This window comes from Tenacibaculum sp. E3R01 (assembly GCF_003318185.1).
Classification (GTDB): Bacteria; Bacteroidota; Bacteroidia; order Flavobacteriales; family Flavobacteriaceae; genus Polaribacter; species Polaribacter halocynthiae.
The window spans coordinates 818,179-842,817 of the sequence record NZ_QOCC01000019.1 but is presented as its reverse complement, the minus strand read 5'-3'; the positions used below and the strand labels follow the sequence as shown (position 1 = coordinate 842,817).

The window sequence follows — 24,639 nt, the reverse complement described above, 5'->3', positions numbered from 1 at the left end:
TTATTTTTAAAAATTTGGTAATGAAATTTTTCCACATTGTGCAAAATCATCACTCTTTTTAATTGATACTTTAACTTCCTTTGCAAACTCTTTAATCAACTTTTTATACTTCTGGGTATTTATTTCAGAAACAGAATCATAAATTCTAAATGCATACACCTTTATACCACCATCCTTATTAAAATAAATTTTATTAAAAAGTTTTATATTCTTTTTCTTCACTCCCCAATTAAAATTATTCTTTACCAGAAACTTATATAAGTTGTTATGTAATTCTGACCAAGACTTATATACTTTGCCTATACTATCTGTACTAATAGAAGGATTTAATAAATTTTGATGACTCTCATCTAGCTTTAGTTTTAGAAAATTAATTTTTTCTTTTTCCGTTTGATCTTTTAAATTAAACACTAAAACTTCTGTATCTTTTTTATCCTTTTTAGTGTTACAACCAAAAACTAAAAACATAAAAAACAAAACAATGATTACCTTACTTCTCATTTTTTTTATTCTTATCAACTTCTTTCAGAATATTTTCTAATTCAGTTATGTCCATTTTATTTTCTTTCATAAAAAAAGAAACCATACTTTTAAATGACCCGCCAAAATATCCATTCATTAATTTATGAAGACTTTGATTACTATACGATGATTTTTCAATTATTGGATAGTATACGTACCCTCTTCCTTTTGGTTTATGACCTACAAACTCTTTAGTTTCTAAAATTCTTATAATTGTTGATACTGTATTATATGCAGGTTTAGGCATGGGTAACTCTGCAATTACCTCCTTTACCGATGCTTCATTTAATTCCCATAACACTTGCATTATCTGCTCTTCTGCCTTTGTTAACTGTTTACTCATTTTATCTCTTCTTGAAATGTTATTGTTTTATTTGTTTTAGATACAATTACAAAACTATATTCACCTTTAGGCAAATTTAAAACTGTTGAATTTTGCTTTTTATGTACTTCTTTTATTTTTACTGGTACTGCTTTTGTTAAGTCATCCTTTGTTTCAAAAACTAAAATCATCAAAGGGTATTCCACTTTTAATCTTTCTAATTCTAAAGTATACATCACTTCATCTTTTTCCACTATCATTCCTTTATCTGTTTTTATTGATGAATGAAAAACTGCTATATCTGCCCACGCATTAGACCTTTTATATTTAAAAAAACTTCCATTTTTGTCTTTTAACACTGAAGGTTTTTTAACATTAAACACTTTTAGCAGTGGAGAATTTAATTTTTTGTCGCCTCTTTCAGAATATTTCGTTTGATGTATAGTTAAAGGGTTTATACCTGTATATTCTTTTAATCTTCCCGCCATGCTTTTACCCCACCTTCTATGACTCCCCTCTAATACATGATCAAAGCCACAGTGTATTAGAAATTTATCATTAGGAAACTTTTCTAATTCTTTCTGTATATTTTTAGCCTGCTCTATTTCTCTCTCTTTATTATTAACTCCGATTGTTTGCTCATAAGGGAACACGTTATATCCTATTTTTATAGCTGTTCTTATTAACTGAGAAAAATTAGGGTCATTTGTATAGTATCCACTTGTTTTAATAGGGTACCCTCTAGTATTTAACATCAAATCTTTATCCTTACCATTCGCTAAAGCTTCTAAACCTAAATGCTTATACCCTTTAGCATACAATTCTTCAAGTAATGATTTTGTAAACAACCTATGATATGAGTTATGATGCCCTTCATTTATTATCACCAATCGTGTATTTTCAGATTCATTTATTATCTCATCTTTAGCATTATGAACAGTAAAATTACTCCTTAAAGAATCTGCTTTTCGCGATGAATATAAAACCTCCCTTCCTTTAAATGCTTTATCCCATTCTTTTAAAGCGTTTAAACAATTGCCTTTCAACATAAATTCATTAGCCGATAGTTGATACTTCCAAGCTACCGTATCATTTTCTAACTTCTCTAAAATCTCAAAATCAAACTTGTATTTATTTTTAAACGATATAAGCTCTTTTACATTTCTAACTTTCTCTTTAGAGCAACTACATAAAACCATTCCTATAAAAAAAATCACTACTAGCTTTTTCATATACATTTTATTAAAAAACTCAAACATAGTTAGTCTGAAATTAATCTTATTCCTTTAACTTTAAACATTTACTGATACAAATATAACTAAAAAATTAGTTTAAACTAATTTTTTAGTTATAAAATTGTAACAAAACATCCTTTCCATCGTCTTAACACTAGAAACTTATAGTTTTTTTTAAAAAAAATTGAAACTAAATTATGGATACTTTTTTGTTATTACTTGGCTTATTATTTGTTTTCTTAGGAATAATAGGATCTTTTTTACCTATTCTACCGGGACCTATCACAGGCTGGTCAGGTTTGTTATTACTTCATCTAACTAATGCAGTACCTATGGATAAAACATTTCTAACAATTACATTCATAATAGCTTTAGCAATATTTATTTTAGATTATTTCATACCAGCAATGGGAACCAAAAAATTTGGAGGAACAAAATATGGAGTCTACGGTACTACTATTGGTTTAATTATAGGATTATTTTCTCCTATTCCTTTTGGAATATTAATAGGAGCTTTTACTGGAGCCTTGATTGGAGAGTTATTATACGACAGTAAAGATGTTAACAGAGCCCTAAAAGCTTCTTTTGGTGCTTTTCTAGGTTTTTTAGCTTCCGTCACTATTAAATTCTCTGTTGCAGTAATCTATTTTGTACTTTTTATTATACAATTTTGGGAGTATAAAGGTGGCTTTTGGAGCTAAATTTAGCAAAAAAAAAAGCAACCCATCTCAGGGAAGCTTTCCATTGGTAACAAAACCATGGTGCATTTAAGCACCTTAACAACACAACTAAACGCTGCCCTTAAAAAAAGACAGCCTGCAAATATACGAACTTTATTTAAACACACAAGTAAAAAATATTTTTTTTTACTAAAAGTCAGTTTATCTTACATTGGTTTATTTTGTAATTGATTGTATCTTTGCCCTTTTAAATATAAGAAACACTTAAAAACAAAGTAATGCAATTATCAGAACAAGAAGTTGTACGTAGAGAAAAATTAGGCAGGTTACGTGAATTAGGAATCAATCCTTATCCAGCGGATTTATTCCCAGTAAATCACAATTCCAAACAGATTAAAGCTGATTTTTCTGAAGAAAAACAGGTGATTGTTGCTGGTAGACTAATGGCTATAAATGTACAAGGAAAAGCTTCTTTTGCTCAATTACAAGATGCTGAAGGTCGTGTTCAAGTGTATTTTAACAGAGACGAAATTTGTCCTGGTGAAGACAAAACTTTATATAACGATGTTTTCAAAAAATTATTAGATTTAGGAGATTTTGTTGGAATTGAAGGAGAATTATTTAAAACAAAAGTAGGAGAGATTACTGTTCGAGTTAAAAACTTTAAGTTACTAAGTAAATCATTAAAACCTTTACCTATTCCAAAAGAAAAAGACGGAGTAGTATATGATGCTTTTACTGATCCTGAAATGCGTTATCGACAACGTTATGCAGATTTGGTAGTAAACTCACATGTAAAAGAAGTTTTTGTTAAGCGTACAAAATTATTTACTGCAATGCGTAACTTCTTTAATGAAGCTGGTTATTTTGAAGTTGAAACTCCTGTTTTACAACCAATTCCTGGAGGTGCTGCAGCAAGACCTTTCATTACACATCATAATGCATTAGATGTTCCGTTATATATGCGTATTGCTAATGAACTTTATTTAAAACGTTTAATCGTTGGTGGTTTTGATGGTGTATATGAGTTTTCTAAAAACTTCCGTAATGAAGGAATGGATAGAACTCACAATCCTGAATTTACAGCAATGGAGATTTATGTAGCTTATAAAGACTACAATTGGATGATGGAATTTACTGAGAAGTTATTAGAATATTGTGCAATTGCAGTAAACGGAACAACTGAAGCTACCTTTGGTGAGCACAAAGTTGACTTTAAAGCTCCTTATGCTCGTGTTACCATGGCTGACTCTATCAAACATTTTACTGGTTTTGATATCACTAACAAAACTGAAGATGAAATAAGAACTGCAGCTAAAGGCATGGGTATTGAAGTTGATGACACCATGGGTAAAGGAAAATTAATTGATGAAATTTTCGGAGAAAAATGTGAAGGAAATTACATTCAACCAACTTACATTACTGATTATCCAAAAGAAATGTCTCCTCTTTGTAAAGAGCATAGAGAAAACCCAGAATTAACTGAGCGATTTGAATTAATGGTTTGTGGTAAAGAAATTGCCAATGCATATTCAGAATTAAATGATCCTATAGATCAACGTGAGCGTTTTGAACATCAATTAAAGTTAGCCCAAAAAGGAGATGATGAAGCTACAGAATTTATTGATGAAGATTTTTTACGTGCTTTAGAATATGGCATGCCTCCAACATCTGGTTTAGGTATTGGTATGGATAGATTAATAATGTTCTTAACAAATAATCAATCTATACAAGAAGTACTATTCTTTCCTCAAATGAGACCAGAAAAGAAAGCGCCTTCTATAGAGTTGAACGATGAAGAAAAAGCAGTTTTAGCAATCATTGAAAAAGTAGAAAAAATTGATTTAAATGAGCTAAAAACTCAATCAGGTTTATCTAATAAAAAATGGGATAAAACCATAAAAGGATTAACTAAAAATAAATTAGCCAAAGTTGAAAAAACTGATGAAGGTTTGTTTGTTGAAGTTTTATAAGCTAATTAACATATATAAAAGAGCAATCAAATTAGTTTGATTGCTCTTTTTAATTAAAAAAAGATTTTTTAAAAGTTGGTGAAGAGGTTTGTATTCAATAGTTTTGAATAATGAAGCATTCAAATTCTCTTTGGCAAATTGCTCTTCAAAAATTTAAAAAAAACAAAACAGGTGTTTTTAGCTTCTGGTATATTGTTTTATGTGGTTTTATAGCTATTTTTTGTTACTTACTTGCTCCAGACAATAGTAATGCTGCAAATCATATGCATTTGGAAATTCATTCTAAATCTCCAGGTTTTTCAGTTCAAATACTTACCATTCCTTCAAAAAAAGAGAAAGAACAATCTTGGTTTTCCGTTTTTATGGATGGTAAACAAACTACCTCTACTGAAATCCCAATAAAATCTTTTGAAATTAAAAGTAATCAACTTGAAATTATTAATTATTCTGATAGTTTACTTAAAAAGTATCCTTTATCTCTTTTTAATAATCAACCAAGAAAATTTATTCAACAAAAAACTTTTTGGTTTGGTACAGATAGATATGGAAGAGATTTATTAAGTAGACTTTTAATTGGCGCTAGAATTTCTTTTTTTATTGGTTTTATTGCTGTTTTTATTTCTCTAATAATTGGAATTCCTATAGGTGCAATTGCCGGTTATTTTGGAGGAAAAATTGACACTTTTATCATGTGGTTTATTAACATTACTTGGTCAATTCCAACTTTACTACTTGTTATAGCTATCACTTTAGCTTTAGGTAAAGGTTTTTGGCAAGTTTTTATTGCTGTTGGTTTAACAATGTGGGTTGAAGTTGCTCGTGTTGTTAGAGGCCAAGTTATTACTACTAAGCAACAACAGTATGTAGAAGCTGCTAAAGCTCTTGGTTTTTCTGATTTTAGAATTATTTTCAAGCATATTTTACCAAATATATTAGCTCCGATTATTGTTATTTCAGCAGCAAATTTTGCTGCAGCTATTTTAATTGAAAGTGGATTAAGTTTTTTAGGTATTGGAGCGCAACCACCAACTCCTTCATGGGGAGCAATGATTAAAAACCACTATAATTATATTATTTTAGGAAAACCATATTTAGCTATCATTCCTGGCTTAGCAATTATGAGTTTAGTTATGGCTTTTATGCTAATAGGTAATACACTTCGTGATGCTTTGGATGTTAAAAACTAAAAAACAGAAAATACCTTACTTAAAGTCAAACAGTTAATCTCAATAAAATTACTACCTATTTTTATTTAAGAGTATATTTTAACGAATTCACAAAGCTTTCGAGTATTTAATTTATCTAATAAGTACCTTTGCTGAAAATAATTCGCAATATTTTAATATGAATTTTACCGTTAATTTTACAACTAGATGGGCAGATTTTGATGCCAATATACACATGCGTCATACTGCTTATAATGATTATGCAGCAGAAGTTAGGCTTCGCTTTTTTAAAGAACATAACATTACCATACAAGATTTTACTAAAGAAAAAATAGGTCCTATTTTATTTGAAGAAAACACTAAGTTTTTAAAAGAGATACACATGGGAGAAGATATATCAGTAAATTTAAAAGTGACTGGATTGTCTAATAAAGGAGAACGATGGAAAATTCAGCATGAAGTTTTTAATGGTCATGGTAAATTATCAGCAATAATTACAGTTTATGGTGCTTGGTTAGATTTGGCAAAACGAAAATTATCAACTCCACCTATTAAATTCCAAGAAATTTTTAATGAAGTAGAAAAAACATCTGATTTTCAAGAAATTTTACTGAAACAATAATGAGTAATTCTCGAAAAATAAAGCTAATTGCTACCATAATTATACTTTCTATTGGTTTATGGATACAATCGTCAGAAAAAAAAGAAAATGATTCAAATGAGAATAGTGAAGTAGATTATAAAGCTTCAAAAGCTTTTAACTATTTACCAACCTCAACAACAGGGGCTATTATTAGACATAACGGGTACCAGTTATCTTATAATGAAAAACACGAGCAAGCTGAATGGGTAGCATATTCATTAAGTAAAAGTGAAATTATCTACACCAAACACAAACGTCCTTTTTTTATAAGTGACCCAAAAGTAAAAACAAAATCTGCAGATTGGAGAAGTTACAAAAAATCTGGCTATGATAAAGGTCATTTATGCCCAGCCGGTGACAAACGTTTTTCTAAAAAAGCACATGATGAAACTTTTTACACCTCAAACATTTCTCCACAAAAGCATGATTTTAATGCTGGGATTTGGAATAAACTAGAACAAAAAACACGTTATTGGGCTAAAAAGTACAATCATTTATATGTGGTTACTGGTGGTGTTTTAAAACCCAACTTAAAAACCATAGGTAAAAATAAAGTTAGCGTTCCTAATCAATTTTATAAAATATTATTAGACTATACAAAACCAGAAATTAAAGCGATTGCTTTCTTACTACCTCATCAAAAAAGCAATAAACCTTTATATAGTTTTGTTGTTTCAATTGATGAAATCGAAAAGATTACTGGTATAGATTTTTTTCCTAACCTACCGAATTCAATAGAAACAAAATTAGAAGCTTCTACTAATTATAAAAACTGGAGTTTTAGATAAAATAAAAAAACCGAGCAAATTGCTCGGTTTTAATTTTTTAAAAGTAAGTTATTACTATAATCCTGCTTTTTTCCAAGACCATCCAGAAACATCTACTTTAGTTCCTTTATTATATTTTTCTGAAGTTGAAGCATCTTTACCATCAATTTTAACGTTTGATAATGCTCCACCATCTTTCATATCTATTTCTTTAGTATAACCTTCTAAATAAAGATTAGTTATCGTTGCTCCTGATTGCTTTTTAAATTGTAAAGCTGTACCTCCTACAGATGAAATAGCTGTTACATTTTCAAAGTTAGGGTTGTTATTAAGTTTATCTCCTTCAAAAGCTGTTGAGAAACCTGATTTAGTATGAGACATGTATGTGTTTGTTACTTTTCCATTCCATCCTTCAGTCCAATCCACAGAATCATCTTCATTGTTTTCTAAGTAAATATTTTTAACAGAAACTGTTCCTCCAAAAAACTCAATTCCATCGTCAGCTCCATTAATTATTGATACATTCTCTATTTTAGTACCTGAACCTACAGCATATAAAGAAATACCGTTATACTGAGAATCTAAATTGATTTGAGCTCCAGTTCCTTTAATTACTAAATACTCGATAGATCCTGAATTATCATTATCTGTAGTACCTCCATATTTGAAACCTCCAACTTCAGCAGTTACATCAGTACCAGCAGTTGTAGTTGCTTTACCACAAATTGTTAATCCTCCCCAATCTCCAGGCTTTTCTGCTGCAGATGACATTACTACTGGCTTAGCAGCAGTACCATTAATATTTATTTTCCCTCCTTTTAAAACAGCTATATAAACATCTGTTCCTTTAGGATCAACAACTATTTTTGTTCCTGCTTCAATATTTAAAGTAGCTCCATCTTTTACAATGTAAGATCCTTTTAAATTATATGTTTTATCAGCAGTTAATGTTACAGTACCAGTAACTTCACCTTGTAAAGGAGTAACGCTAGTAGCAACACCATTAATAAAGCTCCATCCAGAAATATCAACTTTAGTTCCAGTATTATAGTTTGCTGATGTAGTTGCAGCAGATCCATCAATAATTACATTTGATAATGGTCCGTTATCTTTCATATCTATTTGCTTAGTGTAACCATCAAGATATAAGTTAGTAATAGTAGCTCCTGAAGTTTTCTTAAACTGTAATGCAGTACCTCCAACAATAGAAGTAGCTGTTAAGTTTATTAACTTAGGGTTTTTATTATCTTTATCTGCCTCAACAACAGTAGAAAAACCTTTTTTCGTATTTAAAATATACGAATTTTCAACAGTACCATTCCAACCTTCAGTCCAGTCAATGGCATCATCTTCTAAATTTTCTAAATAAATGTTTTTTGCAGAAACAGTTCCTCCAAAAAACTCTACTCCATCATCAGCTCCATTAAAAACTGCAATATTTTCTAAAACAGTACCAGAACCAACAGCATATAAAGAAACTCCATTATATTGAGAGTCTAAATTAATTTGAGCACCAGTTCCTTTAATTACTAAGTTTTTAATTACACCTGAATTATCGTTATCAGTTGTACCTCCGTATTTAAAACCTCCAACTTCAGCAGTTACATCAACCCCTGCAGTAGTAGTTGCTTTACCACAAATTGTTAATCCTCCCCAATCTCCAGGGTTTCCATCTGTAGAAGTCATAACAACTGGACTAGAATTTGTTCCGTTAATGTTAATTTTTCCTCCTTTTAAAACAGCTAAATAAACATCTGTTCCTTTTTTATCTGCTATAATACTTGTTCCAGCAGGAATTGTTAATGATGCCCCATCAGCTATGATAAACGATCCTGTTAAATTGTATGAATTACCAGTTAAAGTATAACTCTCCTTTAACGTACCACTCATTACACCAGCTTTTAACTTAGCAACAACATCAGATACCTGAGGTGGAATCACATCTGGATCATCACTTCCACAACTTGTGAAAGTTAAAGCAGCAATTGATAATGCTGATATACTTAAAATTTTAACTAAAGATTTTTTCATTTTGTTTGTATTTGTAGGTTTGTTTTTTCTCTTCACAAAGAAATCAACCTTATCTTTTATTTGATTTAACAGAATATTAATTATTCGTTATGAAAATCTGCTAACTTTAATTTTAAGTTAACTGACTAAAATTTATAGCTTAAACTAAATGATACGTTTCTACCTTTTTTATAAAGACTAACTGTTTCATTAGTTTCAATTCCTGTATTTAAGTTTCTAACTAATTGAGTTTGTTCAATTTTAGGATCTAGCAAGTTTCTACCAACTAATTTAATAGCTAAGTTCTTTGTTAACTTTTTACTTAACACTAAATCAAGTGTAAAAAATCCTTTCTCTATAATCTCATCATTATATATAGTAGCTCTTTCAGCAAAATCTTCAGGCACACCTAATGCGAAAATTTTATCTGATGAATAATTACCTGTTAACGTAGCTATAAATTCATTCTCTTTTCTATTATTATAACTTAAAGATCCATTAAGGATTAAATCAGAAGCTCCTTGAAGATCAGACTTTACTTTATCTTTATATTGGAAATTTGGTAAAAGATCTTGGTTAAACCACATTTTAGTAATATTACCAGTAGCACTTAATATACTTTTATCATCTTCATTATTAATGATATTCATTTTACCTTCTAATTCAACACCATAAATATCTGCTTTTTCACCTGTATTAAAATAACTGAAGTATCCTGAAGAACCTCTTGTCATTACTAAGTTTATTGGGTTTTTAATTTGTTTATGGAAAGCTGTAGCTGAAATTAACTCTGACCTAGATGGAAATAATTCCCATTTTAAATCTAAATTATACACATCTGATTTTTCAAGATTCTCATTTCCTAAAATAACACGACCTGAAGGAGATACATATCCAAATGGAGCTAACTCTTTAAATTCTGGTAAAGTTTGTGTAATACTAGAAGCAAATCGAATAAAGTTTTTTTCGTCTAACTCATATTTTAAATTTACACTAGGAAATAAACTAGAGTATACTTTATTTGCACTACCATATCTATTAACACCCTCTGGACTAATATAGTTACCTACATTCCATACTACATCAATTTCATCTCTTTCAAATCTTAATCCGATATTACCAGATAATTTATTGTCAAATTTAAAATCAAAATTTGTGTAACCTGCTAAAGCTAAAAACTCACCTTTATAAGCATCTGGTAATTGTTCTCTCAAAGTTAATCCTGCACTTTCTCCTAATTGAAGTATTGATGATAATTCATCTATAGAAGCAGCTCTTACACCTCTTGCTCTAAAACCTTTAAAAGAAGATCTAAAACTTCTTTCTTTTTTACGAAAATTTAAACCATAGTTTAACTTATACGGCTTTGCTTCGTCTTCTTTTGCAAAACCTAAAGCCCACTTGTTTTCAATAAAAGCATTATACTCTTTATCTTCAATTTTTTGACTTGTTTTTCTTTGTTGATAATCTCCAACACTAGCAAACTCTATTAAAGAACTGTTATCAACATCTAAAATATTTACTTCATTTCTAATTCTGTTTGGCTCTTCAGCTAATACAAAATTATAACCAGTTGCCCAGTTTAAAGTATTGTTTTCATTCCACTTATGCTCACCCATTAATTGGTTAACAAACATAGTAGTTTGTTTAAAGTTTTGATCTCTAACAAAAGCTCCATTTTCTTGTGGATCTTGATCAAAAACATATCCTTTTCCACTTCTACCTTGCTCATATAAGTTATCTACCCCTTTGTTTACAAAAAGAGTATTATACTTTAATTTATTATTATCGTTTAATTTTACAGCAACTCTAATATACCCAGTACTGTTTGTTCTTGCCATAAAGTTTTCTACATCACCTCCACTTTCAGAAAAAGATGTATTTAAAACATTTGCTCTAAAACTTCTAAACAAACCACTTCTATATTCATTTGATTTAGAATGAGAAGCTGAAGCTAAAACTCTCCATTTCTTTCCAAATAACTCAAACTTCTTAGCTCCTGACAAAGAAAAACTATAGTTAATAGGTGTACTAGCCTCTTTAGTATCCCATCCTTGTAAAGTTAATTGATTTAATAAAGCGTATTTCTTTTTGTGAAATCCAAAAGTAACATCATCACTAATAACAGTTCTTCTAAAATTATCAACATCTAAAGCATTTGTATTTGCTCCACCGCTTAAACTTAATGAAAATCCATTTTTAGAAAATTCTTTAGTAACAACATTTACATTACCTGAAGCTTGATCTGTATAACTTGATGTATTGTATGTTTTACTAATTTCAACATTACTAATTACATTAGTTGAAAATAATCCTAAATCAATATTCTTATTAGCAATATCATCAGATGGAACTGGTAAACCATTCATTGTAGTAGATAAATACCTATCTCCTAAACCACGAATATATATATTACCTGTTCCCTCACTTTTAGTTACCCCTGAAATTTTAGTAGTAGCTGTAGCTGCATCAGAAACTCCTCTTTTAGCTAATTCTAATGCTCCAATACTTTCTTTAATTACTGTAGCTTTCTTTTGTTTTAAAAGTAAAGCACTTTCTTTCTCTTTACTAACTGTTGCATTTATAATTACATTATCTAAAGCAACTCCTTCGTTTGGACCAAGTTCTTGATTAACTACAATAGTTTGATTAGCCTTAACAACAATTGCTTTTTCTACAGTTTCATATCCTACAAAACTAAAAACAAGAATTTTATTTCCTGCTGGTACGCTAATAGAATACTTCCCATCAATATCTGTTGTCCCCCCAATTGATGTACCTTTAATATATACACTAGCAAAAGGTAAAGGCTCACCGTTCATTTCTTTATCTGTAACGGTTCCTGATACAGTTCCTTTGCTTTGTGAAAAGGCTAAATTACATAAGCTTAAAAAAGCTACAAACAATAATTTTTTCATTCTAACTTTAAATTCTGTTTATTTATCCTGCAAAAGTGGAGCAATCTTGTAAAGCTAATGTTACCTGTAAATTATTGTTGTATTATTAGAATGTTTATTTAATGTTAACACCACAGTGTAATGTTACGAATGCATTAATTTTATATCACGAAAAAAGAAAGCTTTAAAAATGAGCTTTCTTTTTTTACAATTTTCTTATTTTATAAATGACTTTAAGCATTTTGAAATACTTATTTAGTGTAGAACTTGAGGTGTATTTAATTTTTTAAAAATTTCAACATTTTCTTGGTAGATAAATATTCAAAATGTCGTTTTGTAATTTTAAATGTTTTATTTAAAATTACTGTTGCTGGTAATGAAAAAGTTTTGTTTTTTCTAGATGCCAGTAATAACGGGATTTGATGTATTGGCTGCCTATTCTTTCCTACCTCTTCATTAATATACTCTGCTCTTTCAAACGTTATATTTTTTTTGGATTCAGCATCCATTTTAACAGCATAATATTCTGAATTTAAAAGAGCAATTACTTCTGGGTTTTTAAAAGCAACTTTGTTCATTTTTTTACAGTAGGCACACCAATTTGTATAAAATGAAATGAATACTTTTTTGGGTTTAACTGCCAAAGAATCATCTAACTGTTCAAAAGAAATCCAATTAATATTCTGCTTTTGCTGCGCGATAGCTGTAAAAGCAAAACATCCAAAGAAAAAAGGAAATAATATGTTCTTTTTAAAAAGTTTCATCTAATGAAATTTACCAAATTTTATACCAATAAAAAATGTTCTTGGCGCACTCGGACCGTAAATATAATCCGAATCTCTTGTTGCTCCAGTATCAAAATCATCCTGATAAGCATTAAACATGTTTTTTACACCCGCAGAAATGGTGGTCATAAAATTATCATTGAAATCAATATGAGATTCTAACTTTAAATTCAAATCAAAGAAATCTGTTACTTCGTTTAATTGTAAGAATCCCGTATCACTAATCACCCTTGGAACTGTCATCCCACCAGTATATGTTCCTGTAAGGTCGACATTAAATTTTTCGCTTGGAATCCATGCGGTGTTTAAGTATCCATAAAAATTTGGGTTTCTTACAAACTCATTAACGGTAATATCAGGCTCTCCTGAAACTCCATTAGTTTCAAATAAAACCTGAGGGTCGTCATATTTAGATTCTTGTAAAGTTCCTCCTAGCTGAAATTGCCACTTAGGATTTGGAGAAATTCCAAATTCAAAATTGACTCCATAAACTTTAGCTCCTGAACCATTTCTTACTTCTTCTACTATAGAACCATTTGGTAATGTAGAACCAGTACTTACCAATGTAAAAGGATTTTTTAATGTTGTATAAAAACCTTCTAACAAGAAATCCAATTGTAATAGATTAATATTTTTAGAAAAATTTAAAGAACCAGTATAAGCATTGGAAAACTCAGTTTTTAAATCATCAGAAAGAATTACAAATTGAGGCTCCCCACCTACACTAGAGATATGAACATCTTCATTAAATGCTTGTGGCGCTCTAAAACCTCTTGCGTAACCACCTCTAAATTTTAGCGCATCAGTAAATTGATATGAAATGGTTAATCTTGGTGAAAAAGTTGTTTGACTCACATCAATATTTCTTGCAATTGTACCAATGGTATAATTTCCATCTATATTTACATTATCCAAACGAGCACCAATCAGAGCTGTAAATTTTTCCGACGCTTTCCACTCATATTGCCCATAAACACCAAACGATTTTACAGATTGATCTACCAAGCGATTGTAACCTACTATTTCATCTTTGGTAGAGGTAAAATTGTATTCTGCCCCTACAGTTAAAACATCTTTACTTTTAAGTGATTTTGTAAATTGTAAACCATTAACCCAAGCTAAATCTTTGGTAGTTCCAAAAGCATTGTTTGCTAAAATACTGTCTTGTTTAGTTATTCCACCACCAAGACCGCCATAATAACTGCCTCTATCAGTGTTAGACATAGAAGTGTAAATTTGAAATTTACCAGAATTATCTTTAGTATACACTTCATAATCTATACCACCAATAAAAGTATCATGATCTAATTCTTCAGTAATATCTGTAAATTGAGGAGTAAGATTTAACTTATTCCCACCACGTCTGTATTCTTTAATAGAATTCAAATTCATAGAAATTCTACTTTTTTCAGTTGGTTTTACAAAGGCTTTAGCACCTACAGTTGTATTTTTCAACTTTACTATTTCTGTAAAACCATCACCGTTTACATCAAAACTTTCACGATTTCTATTCATTCCAAATAATGAGATACCACTATTCAAATCGTCAGCAACTACAGAAGTATTAAATGTTAATGTTCTATCGAGTGCTTTACCATCAATGAAGGCAAAATTAGATCCAATTTCCCAGGTGTTTAAAACAGGATCTTTAGTAATAACGTTTACCGTTCCCGCTATAGCACTAGAACCGTATAAAGCAGAACCTCCACTTCTAACAACTTCAATTCGTTCAATAATATTAGTTGGTATTTGCTCTAAACCATATACACCTATTAGTGATGTAAAAACAGGTCTACTATTCAATAAAACTTGTGTGTAGCCACCATCTAACCCATTTAAACGAACCTGTGTAAAACCACAGTTTTGACAGTTAGTTTCAACTCGAACACCAGGTGCATAATTTAAACCGTCTGCCATTGAAGCAGATTGAGTTGCAGTTAGTAAACGAGGTTTTATTGTTGAAACAACAACAGGAGTTTCTTTACGTTCTACTCTGTTTCTTGTAGCACTAATAACCACTTCGTCTAAACCTAAAACATCTTCAAATAATTCAAAGTTTAAATTTAATTTTTCATTGTTTTTAGTTATTATTTCTTTGGATACTTTTCTGAATCCTTGCGAACTCACTTGGATCGTGATTTTACCCGCTGGAAGATTTAACTTATAATACCCTTTTTCATTGGCAGTTACTCCATAAGTTCCTCCTTTTACATATACAAAAGCAAATGGAACAGGTTTATTTTCGAATGTTATTTTCCCCGATACCGTCTGACTAAAAATTGAGTACGTTATTTGTAAAAATAAAAATACTGAAAGAATTATTTTTTTTCTCATTATAAAGTAATGTTTTTGCAAATATATCACTACTGCAACTAAGTAGCAATAGTGATATACCTCTGCGACATTTTTTTTTGCAAAGTTAAAATAATTTTTAGATTAACCTAAAAATATGTTTACATAAAACAAAAATTGTATATTTGTACCTGAATACAATAGATTTATGTTTAGTCAAACCGAAGAAAATTATATCAAAGCAATTTATCACCTAGACAGCATCTCCTCAAAAGGGATCAGTACTAATGCTATTGCAAAAAAACTAGAAACAAAAGCTTCTTCAGTAACAGACATGATAAAAAAACTTTCTGAAAAAAAAGTTGTTATCTATAAAAAATACCAAGGAGTAACGTTAACTGACTTTGGCAAAAAAACTGCCGCTAACATTATACGTAAACACCGTTTGTGGGAAGTATTCTTGGTAGAGAAATTAAACTTCTCCTGGGATGAAGTACATGAAGTAGCTGAACAATTAGAACATATTAAATCTCCAAAACTAATAAACGAATTAGATGCTCTTCTTGATTACCCAAAAAGAGATCCTCATGGTGACCCAATACCTGATAAAGATGGTAATTTACAAACCATTGAAAAGAGTTTATTATCAACCTTACAAAAAGGAGAAATTGGTATTTGTGTTGGTGTAGATGATAGCTCTTCTAAGTTTTTAAAATTTTTAGACAAACAAGGAATTGCCCTAGGTAAAGAAATAGAAATTATAGAAAAAGAACCATTTGATGAATCTTTACAAATAAAAATAAATGGTCAAGCAATTACAATATCTAACAAGGTTGCTAATAATATATATATTCAAAAACATTAAAATGAAAAAAATTACAATCCTACTTATTATTGTAATAATGATAAGTTGTAATAAAAAAACAACAAAAGAAAACGGTAAATTAAATATTGTTACTACCACAACAATGATTACTGACCTGGTAAAAAACATAGGTGGTAATCAGGTAAATATTAATGGCCTTATGGGCTCTGGTGTTGATCCTCATTTATACAAAGCAAGTGAAGGAGATGTATCAAAATTATTCAATGCTGATATAATAATTTATAATGGACTACATTTAGAAGGAAAACTTGAAGAAGTTTTTGAAAAAATGAAACATCAAAACAAAAAAATTATAGTTGCTTCAGACACCATAAGTAAAAAAAACTTAATTGAATCTGAAAATTTTGCTTCAAATTACGACCCTCACATTTGGTTTGATATTAATAATTGGTCTAAAATCACTTCTTACATATCTAAAAAACTAATCAATTTAGACCCTAAAAATGAGCTTATTTATAAGAAAAACACACAACAGTATTTAATAGAACTAAAAAAATTAAACACTCAAATCAATTCAAAAATCAACGAATTACCTGAAAACAAAAGAGTACTAGTAACTGCTCATGATGCTTTTAATTATTTTGGAAAACAACATAAATTTAATGTCGTTGGCTTACAGGGTTTATCAACAGCTACTGAGGCTGGTGTTCAAGATGTTCAAAAACTAGCAAAATTCATCATTAACAATAAAATAAAAGCAATTTTTGTAGAAAGCTCTGTTCCTAAAAGAACTATTGAAGCCCTACAAGAAGCAGTAAATGCACAAGGTCATCAAGTTTTAATTGGTGGAACCCTATATTCTGATGCATTAGGTAACAAAGGAACTATTGAAGGAACTTATACAGGTATGTACAACCATAATGTTAACATCATTGTTGACGCACTAAAATAAAATGAAAACAAAATACGCAGTAACTATAGATGATTTAACTGTAGCCTACAACTACAAACCTGTTTTATGGGATATTGATTTAGCTATTCCAGAAGGAGTTTTAATGGCTATTGTAGGTCCCAACGGAGCTGGTAAATCAACATTAATAAAATCAATTTTAGGAATTATAAATCCTATTGCTGGTAGCGTTACAATTTATGGAAAACCTTATAATAAACAACGAAAACTAGTTGCCTACGTTCCTCAAAAAGGAAGTGTTGACTGGGATTTCCCTACAACTGCTCTAGATGTAGTTATGATGGGCACATATGGCACTCTAGGATGGATAAAACGCCCTGGTAAAAAACAAAAAAAAACAGCCCTAGAAGCTCTAGAAAAAGTAGGGATGTTAGCTTTTAAAAACAGACAGATTTCTCAACTTTCAGGAGGGCAACAACAACGTGTGTTTTTGGCTCGTGCCTTAGCTCAAAATGCATCAATATATTTTATGGATGAGCCTTTTCAAGGTGTAGACGCTACCACTGAAATAGCTATAATTAACATTTTAAAAGAATTAAGAAAAGCTGGTAAAACTGTAATTGTAGTTCATCATGACCTTCAAACAGTTCCTGAATATTTTGACTGGGTTACTTTTTTAAATGTAAAAAAAATAGCAACTGGGCCAGTTAAAGAAATTTTTAACGATAATAACCTAACCAAAACATACGGCATAAACTACAAAGTAAGTGTACAACAATAATGGATTTACAAGAATATTTTAAACTTATCTTTTCAGACTACACGCTCCGTACTATTACAATTGGAACTGCAATTCTTGGTGCAATATGTGGGATGTTAGGAAGTTTTGCTGTATTAAGAAAACAAAGTTTATTAGGTGATGCCATATCTCATGCCTCTCTACCTGGTATCGCTATTGCTTTTTTAATTACTGGCACTAAAGATACTTACATATTATTATTAGGAGCATTAATTAGTGGACTTATTGGTGCTTTCTGGATTCGAGGCATAGTTAAAAACACTCACTTAAAAACCGATACTGCATTGGGCTTAATACTCTCCGTTTTTTTCGGTTTCGGTATGTTACTTTTAACATTTATCCAAAAACAACCAAATGCAAACCAATCAGGTTTAGATAAATTCCTATTCGGACAAGCCGCTACCTTACTAATTAACGATGTATGGTTTATGGCAATAGCAACTGGAGTTTGCTTAATTATATTATTTCTTTTTTGGAAAGAGTTTAAAATCTTATTATTTGATGCTGATTATGCCAAAACATTAGGTTTTAACATAAAAGCTATAGATATGCTAATCACAACCTTTATAGTATTAGCAATTGTTTTAGGTCTTCAAACCGTAGGAGTTGTTTTAATGAGCGCTATGTTATTAGCTCCAGCTGCTGCTGCTCGACAATGGACCAACAAACTAAGTATCATGGTTGTTCTTGCTGCCATATTTGGTGCTTTTTCTGGTGTTATAGGAACAGGAATTAGCGCTAGTCAATCAAATTTATCAACCGGACCTGTTATAGTACTTGTCGCTGCTATTTTTGTTGTTTTTTCTTTTATCTTTTCACCTTCACGAGGGCTTCTTTTTCGTCAAATTCGACTTTTAAAGAACAGACGTGATCTAAAACTGCACAAAACATTATCTTTTATGTTTGACATTGTTAAAACTCACGAAGATAAATCACATCCACATGCAGTAAAAATTTTAAATAATTTTCAAGGGTACACTAGAAATACCTTAAAAAAACTAGAAGAAAGAGATTACATTAATGTAAACGGAAAAATGTGGTCCATGACAGAAAAAGGATTTCAATTTGCTGGTAACCTATACAATCAAAACTTAAAAAATGAGTAGTGCTCAAATAGAAATACAATTAATAGCAAGTATAGTAGCTATAGCCTGTGCAATTCCAGGTACTTTTTTAGTATTACGAAAAATGGCATTAATTAGTGATGCCATCAGCCACTCTATACTTCCTGGTTTAGTTATAGGTTTTTTTATAACACACGATTTAAATTCTCCTCTACTAATTCTAATGGGTGCTTTATCTGGTATTTTAACAGTTGTTCTAGTAGAGTACATTCAAAGAACCAAATTAGTTAAAGAAGACACTGCAATCGGACTCGTTTTCCCTGCCTTATTTAGTATTGGAGTAATTCTAATTGCTAAAAATGCTAATGACGTACATTTAGATGTTGATGCAGTTTTACTTGGAGAATTGGCATTTGCTCCTTTCGATCGACTTCTAATTAACGGTACAGATTTAGGTCCTAAATCAATATGGGTAATTGGAACCATCTTGCTAATAACAACCACACTTGTAATTACCTTTTTTAAAGAGTTAAAAATTAGCACTTTTGACACTGGACTAGCAACTGCCCTTGGTTTCTCCCCTGCTGTTATTCACTATGGATTAATGAGTATAGCCTCAATAACTACGGTAGGAGCATTTGATGCTGTTGGTGCTATTTTAGTAGTAGCTTTAATGATAGCTCCAGCAGCAACTGCATATTTACTTACAAACGATTTAAAAAAAATGCTAACTCTTTCTATAACATTTGGAGTTTTTTCAGCCATATCAGGGTACTGGGTAGCACACTTGTTAGACGCTTCTATTTCTGGCTCTATGACAACAATGTTAGGTTTAGTATTTTTAATTGTTTATTTATTCGCCCCAAATAAGGGACTAATCTCCGTATTGTACAGAAATAAACAACAACAAAAGGAAGTTCAACTCCTTACTTTTTTATTACACCTAAACAATCACTCCGATAAAAAGGAAAGGCACATAAATCATTTAAATGAACACATTAACTGGCACAAACTTAAATCAAAATTAATTGTAGAGTTGGCGGAGAAAAACAACATGATTACTATTAATAAAAAAATTATTTCACTTACTCCAAAAGGAAAGCTATTTACAGAAAAAGCAATTAATTATATTATAACTAATGATGACACCGAAATAGAATCAATGAAAAATGATTTCTTTCTATTTAGAGGCTAATAATTTTTTGAACATTCTACCAACTTTTTTACTTGTCACTTGGCATAAAAAAAACTACTTTGCATTAAATTAGAAACCTCGTGCAAACACCTTCAAGCTTTGAGATATATAATGCTTCAGCTGGAAGTGGAAAAACTTTTACATTAGTTAAAGAATACCTTAAAGTACTTTTACAATCAGAAGACATTTTTCATTTCCAAAAAATACTAGCCATCACTTTTACCAATAAAGCAGCTGGAGAAATGAAAGAACGTGTATTAGAAAATTTACAAGTTTTTTCTGAAGGAGCAGAAAATGATTTATTAAAAGCCATATTAAAAGAAACCTCTGTCGATAAAAAAATCATTAAAAAGCATAGTAAAAAAATAATAGATACTATTTTACAAAATTATGCAGCCTTCTCAATAACAACAATTGACAGCTTTACTCACAAAATAATTAAAAGTTTTGCTTTTGATTTAGGACTATCATTAAATTTCGAAGTAGAAATGGACGCCATTTCTTTATTAAGTGAAGCAGTAGATGTTCTTATTTCAAAAATTGGAACAGACAAAGATATTACCAAACTCCTTATTCAATTTTCTCTTGACAAAACGGATGATGATAAGTCTTGGGATATCTCTAGAGAGCTTAATGATATCTCAAAAATCCTACTAAACGAAGACGACGCAAAACACTTTAAAGAACTATCTACAAAAACACTTGAAGACTTCAACAACCTAAAAAACACATTATCAACAAGTAAAAAAGAATTATTAGTAAAAATAAAAAAAACTGGAGAAGATGCATTAAGTATTATTGACCGTGAAGGTTTAGAACCCAAAAACTTTACACGCGCTACTTTTCCTAAATTTTTAAAAGACTTAAGTGAGTTCAACTCTAAGTTTGATTATAAAAAACGAAGTGAAACAATAGAAAAAGCTATTGAACAAAACAACTTTTACACAAAAACAGCAACTAGTGAAATTGTTAATTCAATTGAGAGCATACTTCCAAAATTGGTTGATTTATACTACCAAAGTAAAACTATTTATGGAGAACTTATACTTTCTCAATTAGCATTAAAAAGCATCATTCCTTTAGCGGTTCTGAATAACATAAACACAGAGTTAAATCAAATAAAAGAAGACAATAACATTCGACTAAACGCTGAATTTAATCAACTAATATCAACCAATATAAAAGATCAACCTACTCCATTTATATACGAACGAATTGGTCAACGGTTTATGCATTATTTCATTGACGAAATGCAAGACACATCTGTTTTACAATGGAAAAACTTAATCCCCTTAATAAATAATGCATTAGCCCAAGAAAAAAGCAATCTACTTTTAGTTGGAGATGGAAAACAAGCAATATATAGATGGAGAGGAGGAAAAGCTGAACAATTCATTAATCTTGGAACAGATAATGAAAATTCAAAAAATCCATTTCATATAAAAAAGATAATAAAGACCTTAGACACTAACTACAGGAGTTATTCCGAAATTATCAATTTTAACAATGATTTTTTTCAGCATATAGCTAATTTTTTACAAAATGAGAAATACAAACAATTATATATTGAAGGAAACAAACAATTAGAGAATTCAAAAAAAGGCGGACACATAAGTATTTCTTTTCTAGAAAAACTAGAAGACAAAGATAACAACGATATAAAATACCCTAAAAAAGTTTTAGAAACTATTAAACAACTACGAACTGAATTTTCTTTACATGAAATATGTGTACTTGTTCGTAAAAAAAGTGATGGAATTGCTGTTGCAAATTATCTATCTGAAAACAATGTCTCAATCGTTTCTTCTGAAACTTTATTACTCAAAAATAACAATAAAGTAAACTTTATTATTGATATACTTCAAGTAATACAACACCCATCAGACAAAGAGTCTTTTTTAGAAGTTTTATATTTTTTACATCATCACTTAATCATCAATGAAGACAAACATACTTTTATTGCTAAACACATAAAACTATCTACATTTTCTTTATTCGAAGAATTAAAAAATTACAATACGAACTTCAATAGTATGTATTTTAATCAACTACCTTTTTATGAAAAAATAGAAGAAATTATAAGAGGGTTTAACTTAACCAAAACTTCTGACGCCTATATCCAATTTTTTCTAGATGTTGTTCTAGAACAACAAAGAAAAGGCACAGACATTCAAAATTTTTTAGATTTCTGGAACCGCAAAAAAGACAATTTAAGCATTGTAGCACCAGATAGTTCTGATGCTGTTCAAATAATGACTATTCACAAATCCAAAGGGCTAGAATTTCCAATTGTAATATTTCCTTGTGATTTAGATATTTACAACCAAATAAATCCAAAGACTTGGTTAAACGAACTCCCTAATAATTTTAATGGATTTAAAGAACTATTAATTCCATTTAATAAAGATTTAAACTTTATTAGTAAAAAAGGAACACAAACATACCAACAACAAAGAGAAGAGCTAGAACTTGACAACTTAAACCTACTTTACGTCGCACTGACAAGATCAGTAGAACAACTACATATTATTACAGAAAAAAGAATTACCAAAACGGGAGAAAACACTAATTACTATTCTGGTCTTTTCATCAACTACCTAAAAAAAATAGGTGTTTGGAATAATGAAGAACCTACTTTTACTTTTGGCGCCAAAGTAAGGGCTAGTAAAAAAGGAAACATAGAAAAAACAACATCAAAAACTCAAGAAAAATTCATATCATCACCATGGCAAGACCATAATATATATATGTTGGCAAGTGCATCAAAACTTTGGAATACAAAACAACAAAAAGCTATTGAATACGGAAACCTTATTCATCAAATGATGTCAGAAATTTATCATGAAAGAGATATTCAATCTGTTATTGACTCATATAATAATCAAGGATTAATACACAAAGATGCTATTCCGAAAATAGAAAGTATCATAAAAAAAATTGTTCAGCATCCTCAACTATCAGAATTTTTTTCAGAGGATACTATTATATACAATGAAAGAGAAATAGTAACAATTGATAATCAAATCATAATTCCTGACAGATTAGTTTTCAAGAACAACCAAGTAACAATTATAGATTACAAAACAGGTATTCCCTCAAAAAAACACCATCAACAATTATTAAAATATTCACAAGTATTAACATCAATGAACTTTACTATTTTAAAAAAACTACTCATATATATTAATGAAGAAATTTCGGTTGAAGAAGTTTAATCGAAAAACTTAAACTTTGTAACTTTACAAACTTTAAATACAAACAACATGTACGGAAATATAAAAGAACATTTACAAAAAGAAATCCAAGATATTAAAGATGCTGGATTATATAAATCAGAACGTATTATTACATCATCACAAGACGCAGTAATTAAAGTTTCAACTGGAGAAGAAGTTATAAACTTCTGTGCTAACAATTATTTAGGTTTATCAAACAATCCTGAAGTTATACAAGCTGCAAAAGATATTATGGACACTCATGGCTTTGGAATGTCTTCAGTACGATTTATTTGTGGTACTCAAGATATACACAAACAATTAGAACAAAAAATAGCAGAATTCTACCAAACTGAAGATACTATATTATACGCAGCCGCTTTTGATGCAAATGGTGGTGTTTTTGAACCTTTACTAACTAAAGAAGATGCAATTATTTCTGATAGTTTAAATCATGCTTCAATTATAGACGGTGTTCGTTTATGTAAAGCTGCTCGCTATCGTTATAATAATAATGATATGGTTTCTTTAGAAGAACAACTTATAGAGGCTAACAAGCAAAACCACAGATTTAAAATCATAGTTACAGATGGTGTGTTTTCTATGGATGGAATTGTTGCAAAATTAGATGAAATATGTGATTTGGCTGACAAATACGACGCATTAGTTATGGTAGATGAATGTCATGCTGCTGGTTTTATTGGTAAAACAGGGCGTGGTACCTTAGAATTAAAAAATGTTTTAGGTAGAGTTGATATTGTAACTGGTACATTAGGTAAAGCACTTGGTGGAGCAATGGGTGGATACACTACAGCAAAAAAAGAAGTAATAGAAGTTTTACGTCAACGCTCTCGTCCATACCTATTTTCAAACTCTTTAGCCCCTGCAATTGTAGGAGCTTCTTTAAAAGTATTTGATTTATTATCTAAAGATACTTCCTTACGAGATAAGTTAGAATGGAACACTAATTATTTCAGAAGCGAAATGGAAAAGGCTGGTTTTGATTTAGTAGGTGCAGACGCTGCTATTGTACCAGTAATGCTTTATGATGCAAAGCTTTCTCAAGTAATGTCTGAAAAACTATTAGAGGAAGGTATATATGTTATCGGATTCTTTTATCCAGTAGTACCAAAAGAACAGGCACGCATAAGAGTTCAGCTTTCTGCTGCTCATGATAAAAAACACTTAGACAAAGCAATAAACGCGTTTATCAAAATTGGTAAAGAACTAAAGGTAATATAGATAATACTCTAAAAAAACTTGCTTTTCTTGTAAGTTTTTGTAGATTTGTTTTTGTAAATAAGTTTTAACAACTTACATTTGCGTTGTATATAAACG

Annotated in this window: 19 protein-coding genes; 12 read left to right on the top strand and 7 right to left on the bottom strand. The window is 30.1% G+C overall.

What is annotated here, in order from left to right; all coding sequences use genetic code 11:
* Positions 1 to 6 precede the first annotated feature (6 nt).
* The 3 genes from DS884_RS08930 to DS884_RS08920 are packed head-to-tail and all read right to left on the bottom strand — an operon-like array spanning position 7 to position 2,076.
* Positions 7 to 501 carry a hypothetical protein gene (locus tag DS884_RS08930; protein WP_147239387.1) on the bottom strand — a complete coding sequence of 165 codons (495 nt, stop codon included), beginning with the start codon at positions 499 to 501 and terminating at the stop codon, positions 7 to 9.
* Positions 491 to 865, bottom strand: coding sequence for a BlaI/MecI/CopY family transcriptional regulator (locus tag DS884_RS08925; RefSeq protein WP_093868596.1), 375 nt, complete (start codon positions 863 to 865; stop codon positions 491 to 493). Before DS884_RS08925 ends, DS884_RS08930 begins: the two co-directional genes overlap by 11 nt.
* Positions 862 to 2,076 carry a hypothetical protein gene (locus DS884_RS08920; RefSeq protein WP_147239386.1) on the bottom strand — a complete coding sequence of 405 codons (1,215 nt, stop codon included), beginning with the start codon at positions 2,074 to 2,076 and terminating at the stop codon, positions 862 to 864. Before DS884_RS08920 ends, DS884_RS08925 begins: the two co-directional genes overlap by 4 nt.
* A 200-nt stretch (positions 2,077 to 2,276) precedes the next feature.
* Between DS884_RS08920 and DS884_RS08915 the strand changes: the two genes are divergently transcribed.
* The 5 genes from DS884_RS08915 to DS884_RS08895 all read left to right on the top strand — a co-directional run bounded on the left by DS884_RS08915 (position 2,277) and on the right by DS884_RS08895 (position 7,329).
* Complete coding sequence (locus DS884_RS08915; RefSeq protein WP_113786505.1) at positions 2,277 to 2,780, top strand: DUF456 domain-containing protein; 504 nt, start codon at positions 2,277 to 2,279, stop codon at positions 2,778 to 2,780.
* A 257-nt stretch (positions 2,781 to 3,037) separates the two neighbouring features.
* Entirely contained in the window at positions 3,038 to 4,732 is a 1,695-nt protein-coding gene (lysS, locus tag DS884_RS08910) for a lysine--tRNA ligase (protein WP_113786504.1), read from the top strand.
* 110 nt (positions 4,733 to 4,842) lie between these two features.
* Positions 4,843 to 5,919 (top strand): ABC transporter permease, encoded by a 1,077-nt coding sequence (locus DS884_RS08905; protein ID WP_410529728.1) that lies wholly within the window; start codon positions 4,843 to 4,845, stop codon positions 5,917 to 5,919.
* Positions 5,920 to 6,076: 157 nt separating this feature from the next.
* Positions 6,077 to 6,520, top strand: a complete 444-nt coding sequence (locus DS884_RS08900) for an acyl-CoA thioesterase (RefSeq protein ID WP_113786502.1) — start codon at positions 6,077 to 6,079, stop codon at positions 6,518 to 6,520.
* A complete protein-coding gene (locus tag DS884_RS08895; RefSeq protein WP_113786501.1) occupies positions 6,520 to 7,329 on the top strand; it encodes a DNA/RNA non-specific endonuclease in 810 nt (269 codons plus the stop codon). Before DS884_RS08900 ends, DS884_RS08895 begins: the two co-directional genes overlap by 1 nt.
* 54 nt (positions 7,330 to 7,383) lie before the next feature.
* Here the strand turns inward: DS884_RS08895 and DS884_RS08890 are convergent, their stop codons facing one another.
* The 4 genes from DS884_RS08890 to DS884_RS08875 form a co-directional block, all read right to left on the bottom strand.
* Positions 7,384 to 9,339, bottom strand: coding sequence for a hypothetical protein (locus tag DS884_RS08890; protein WP_113786500.1), 1,956 nt, complete (start codon positions 9,337 to 9,339; stop codon positions 7,384 to 7,386).
* Positions 9,340 to 9,464: 125 nt separating this feature from the next.
* Complete coding sequence (locus tag DS884_RS08885) at positions 9,465 to 12,236, bottom strand: TonB-dependent receptor (protein ID WP_093868607.1); 2,772 nt, start codon at positions 12,234 to 12,236, stop codon at positions 9,465 to 9,467.
* Between the two features lie 257 nt (positions 12,237 to 12,493).
* Positions 12,494 to 12,979 carry a thioredoxin family protein gene (locus DS884_RS08880; protein ID WP_113786499.1) on the bottom strand — a complete coding sequence of 162 codons (486 nt, stop codon included), beginning with the start codon at positions 12,977 to 12,979 and terminating at the stop codon, positions 12,494 to 12,496.
* Positions 12,980 to 15,334: a TonB-dependent receptor gene (locus tag DS884_RS08875; protein ID WP_113786498.1), complete on the bottom strand. Its 2,355-nt coding sequence runs from the start codon at positions 15,332 to 15,334 to the stop codon at positions 12,980 to 12,982.
* Between the two features lie 166 nt (positions 15,335 to 15,500).
* Here DS884_RS08875 and DS884_RS08870 point away from each other — a divergent pair, with 166 nt between their 5' ends.
* From DS884_RS08870 to kbl, 7 genes are all read left to right on the top strand, one after another.
* Complete coding sequence (locus tag DS884_RS08870) at positions 15,501 to 16,157, top strand: metal-dependent transcriptional regulator (protein WP_093868610.1); 657 nt, start codon at positions 15,501 to 15,503, stop codon at positions 16,155 to 16,157.
* Between the two features lies 1 nt (position 16,158).
* Positions 16,159 to 17,070: a metal ABC transporter solute-binding protein, Zn/Mn family gene (locus DS884_RS08865; RefSeq protein ID WP_113786497.1), complete on the top strand. Its 912-nt coding sequence runs from the start codon at positions 16,159 to 16,161 to the stop codon at positions 17,068 to 17,070.
* A 1-nt stretch (position 17,071) separates the two neighbouring features.
* A complete protein-coding gene (locus tag DS884_RS08860) occupies positions 17,072 to 17,809 on the top strand; it encodes a metal ABC transporter ATP-binding protein (RefSeq protein WP_093868612.1) in 738 nt (245 codons plus the stop codon).
* The gene (locus tag DS884_RS08855; RefSeq protein ID WP_113786496.1) at positions 17,809 to 18,933 is read left to right on the top strand and encodes a metal ABC transporter permease; all 1,125 of its coding nucleotides are present in this window, start codon (positions 17,809 to 17,811) and stop codon (positions 18,931 to 18,933) included. Before DS884_RS08860 ends, DS884_RS08855 begins: the two co-directional genes overlap by 1 nt.
* A complete protein-coding gene (locus DS884_RS08850) occupies positions 18,926 to 20,086 on the top strand; it encodes a metal ABC transporter permease (RefSeq protein ID WP_113786495.1) in 1,161 nt (386 codons plus the stop codon). Before DS884_RS08855 ends, DS884_RS08850 begins: the two co-directional genes overlap by 8 nt.
* Positions 20,087 to 20,166: 80 nt before the next feature.
* Positions 20,167 to 23,301 carry a UvrD-helicase domain-containing protein gene (locus DS884_RS08845; RefSeq protein ID WP_113786494.1) on the top strand — a complete coding sequence of 1,045 codons (3,135 nt, stop codon included), beginning with the start codon at positions 20,167 to 20,169 and terminating at the stop codon, positions 23,299 to 23,301.
* Between the two features lie 48 nt (positions 23,302 to 23,349).
* Positions 23,350 to 24,543: a glycine C-acetyltransferase gene (kbl, locus tag DS884_RS08840; protein ID WP_113786493.1), complete on the top strand. Its 1,194-nt coding sequence runs from the start codon at positions 23,350 to 23,352 to the stop codon at positions 24,541 to 24,543.
* The last annotated feature ends 96 nt before the right edge of the window (positions 24,544 to 24,639 follow it).

Excerpts from the sequence above, each read along its gene's own strand:
- DS884_RS08930 (WP_147239387.1), bottom strand. The coding sequence starts at position 501 with ATGAGAAGTAAGGTAATCATTGTTTTGTTTTTTATGTTTTTAGTTTTT.
- DS884_RS08925 (WP_093868596.1), bottom strand. The coding sequence starts at position 865 with ATGAGTAAACAGTTAACAAAGGCAGAAGAGCAGATAATGCAAGTGTTA.
- DS884_RS08920 (WP_147239386.1), bottom strand. The coding sequence starts at position 2,076 with ATGAAAAAGCTAGTAGTGATTTTTTTTATAGGAATGGTTTTATGTAGT.
- DS884_RS08915 (WP_113786505.1), top strand. The coding sequence starts at position 2,277 with ATGGATACTTTTTTGTTATTACTTGGCTTATTATTTGTTTTCTTAGGA.
- lysS (WP_113786504.1), top strand. The coding sequence starts at position 3,038 with ATGCAATTATCAGAACAAGAAGTTGTACGTAGAGAAAAATTAGGCAGG.
- DS884_RS08905 (WP_410529728.1), top strand. The coding sequence starts at position 4,843 with ATGAAGCATTCAAATTCTCTTTGGCAAATTGCTCTTCAAAAATTTAAA.
- DS884_RS08900 (WP_113786502.1), top strand. The coding sequence starts at position 6,077 with ATGAATTTTACCGTTAATTTTACAACTAGATGGGCAGATTTTGATGCC.
- DS884_RS08895 (WP_113786501.1), top strand. The coding sequence starts at position 6,520 with ATGAGTAATTCTCGAAAAATAAAGCTAATTGCTACCATAATTATACTT.
- DS884_RS08890 (WP_113786500.1), bottom strand. The coding sequence starts at position 9,339 with ATGAAAAAATCTTTAGTTAAAATTTTAAGTATATCAGCATTATCAATT.
- DS884_RS08885 (WP_093868607.1), bottom strand. The coding sequence starts at position 12,236 with ATGAAAAAATTATTGTTTGTAGCTTTTTTAAGCTTATGTAATTTAGCC.
- DS884_RS08880 (WP_113786499.1), bottom strand. The coding sequence starts at position 12,979 with ATGAAACTTTTTAAAAAGAACATATTATTTCCTTTTTTCTTTGGATGT.
- DS884_RS08875 (WP_113786498.1), bottom strand. The coding sequence starts at position 15,334 with ATGAGAAAAAAAATAATTCTTTCAGTATTTTTATTTTTACAAATAACG.
- DS884_RS08870 (WP_093868610.1), top strand. The coding sequence starts at position 15,501 with ATGTTTAGTCAAACCGAAGAAAATTATATCAAAGCAATTTATCACCTA.
- DS884_RS08865 (WP_113786497.1), top strand. The coding sequence starts at position 16,159 with ATGAAAAAAATTACAATCCTACTTATTATTGTAATAATGATAAGTTGT.
- DS884_RS08860 (WP_093868612.1), top strand. The coding sequence starts at position 17,072 with ATGAAAACAAAATACGCAGTAACTATAGATGATTTAACTGTAGCCTAC.
- DS884_RS08855 (WP_113786496.1), top strand. The coding sequence starts at position 17,809 with ATGGATTTACAAGAATATTTTAAACTTATCTTTTCAGACTACACGCTC.
- DS884_RS08850 (WP_113786495.1), top strand. The coding sequence starts at position 18,926 with ATGAGTAGTGCTCAAATAGAAATACAATTAATAGCAAGTATAGTAGCT.
- kbl (WP_113786493.1), top strand. The coding sequence starts at position 23,350 with ATGTACGGAAATATAAAAGAACATTTACAAAAAGAAATCCAAGATATT.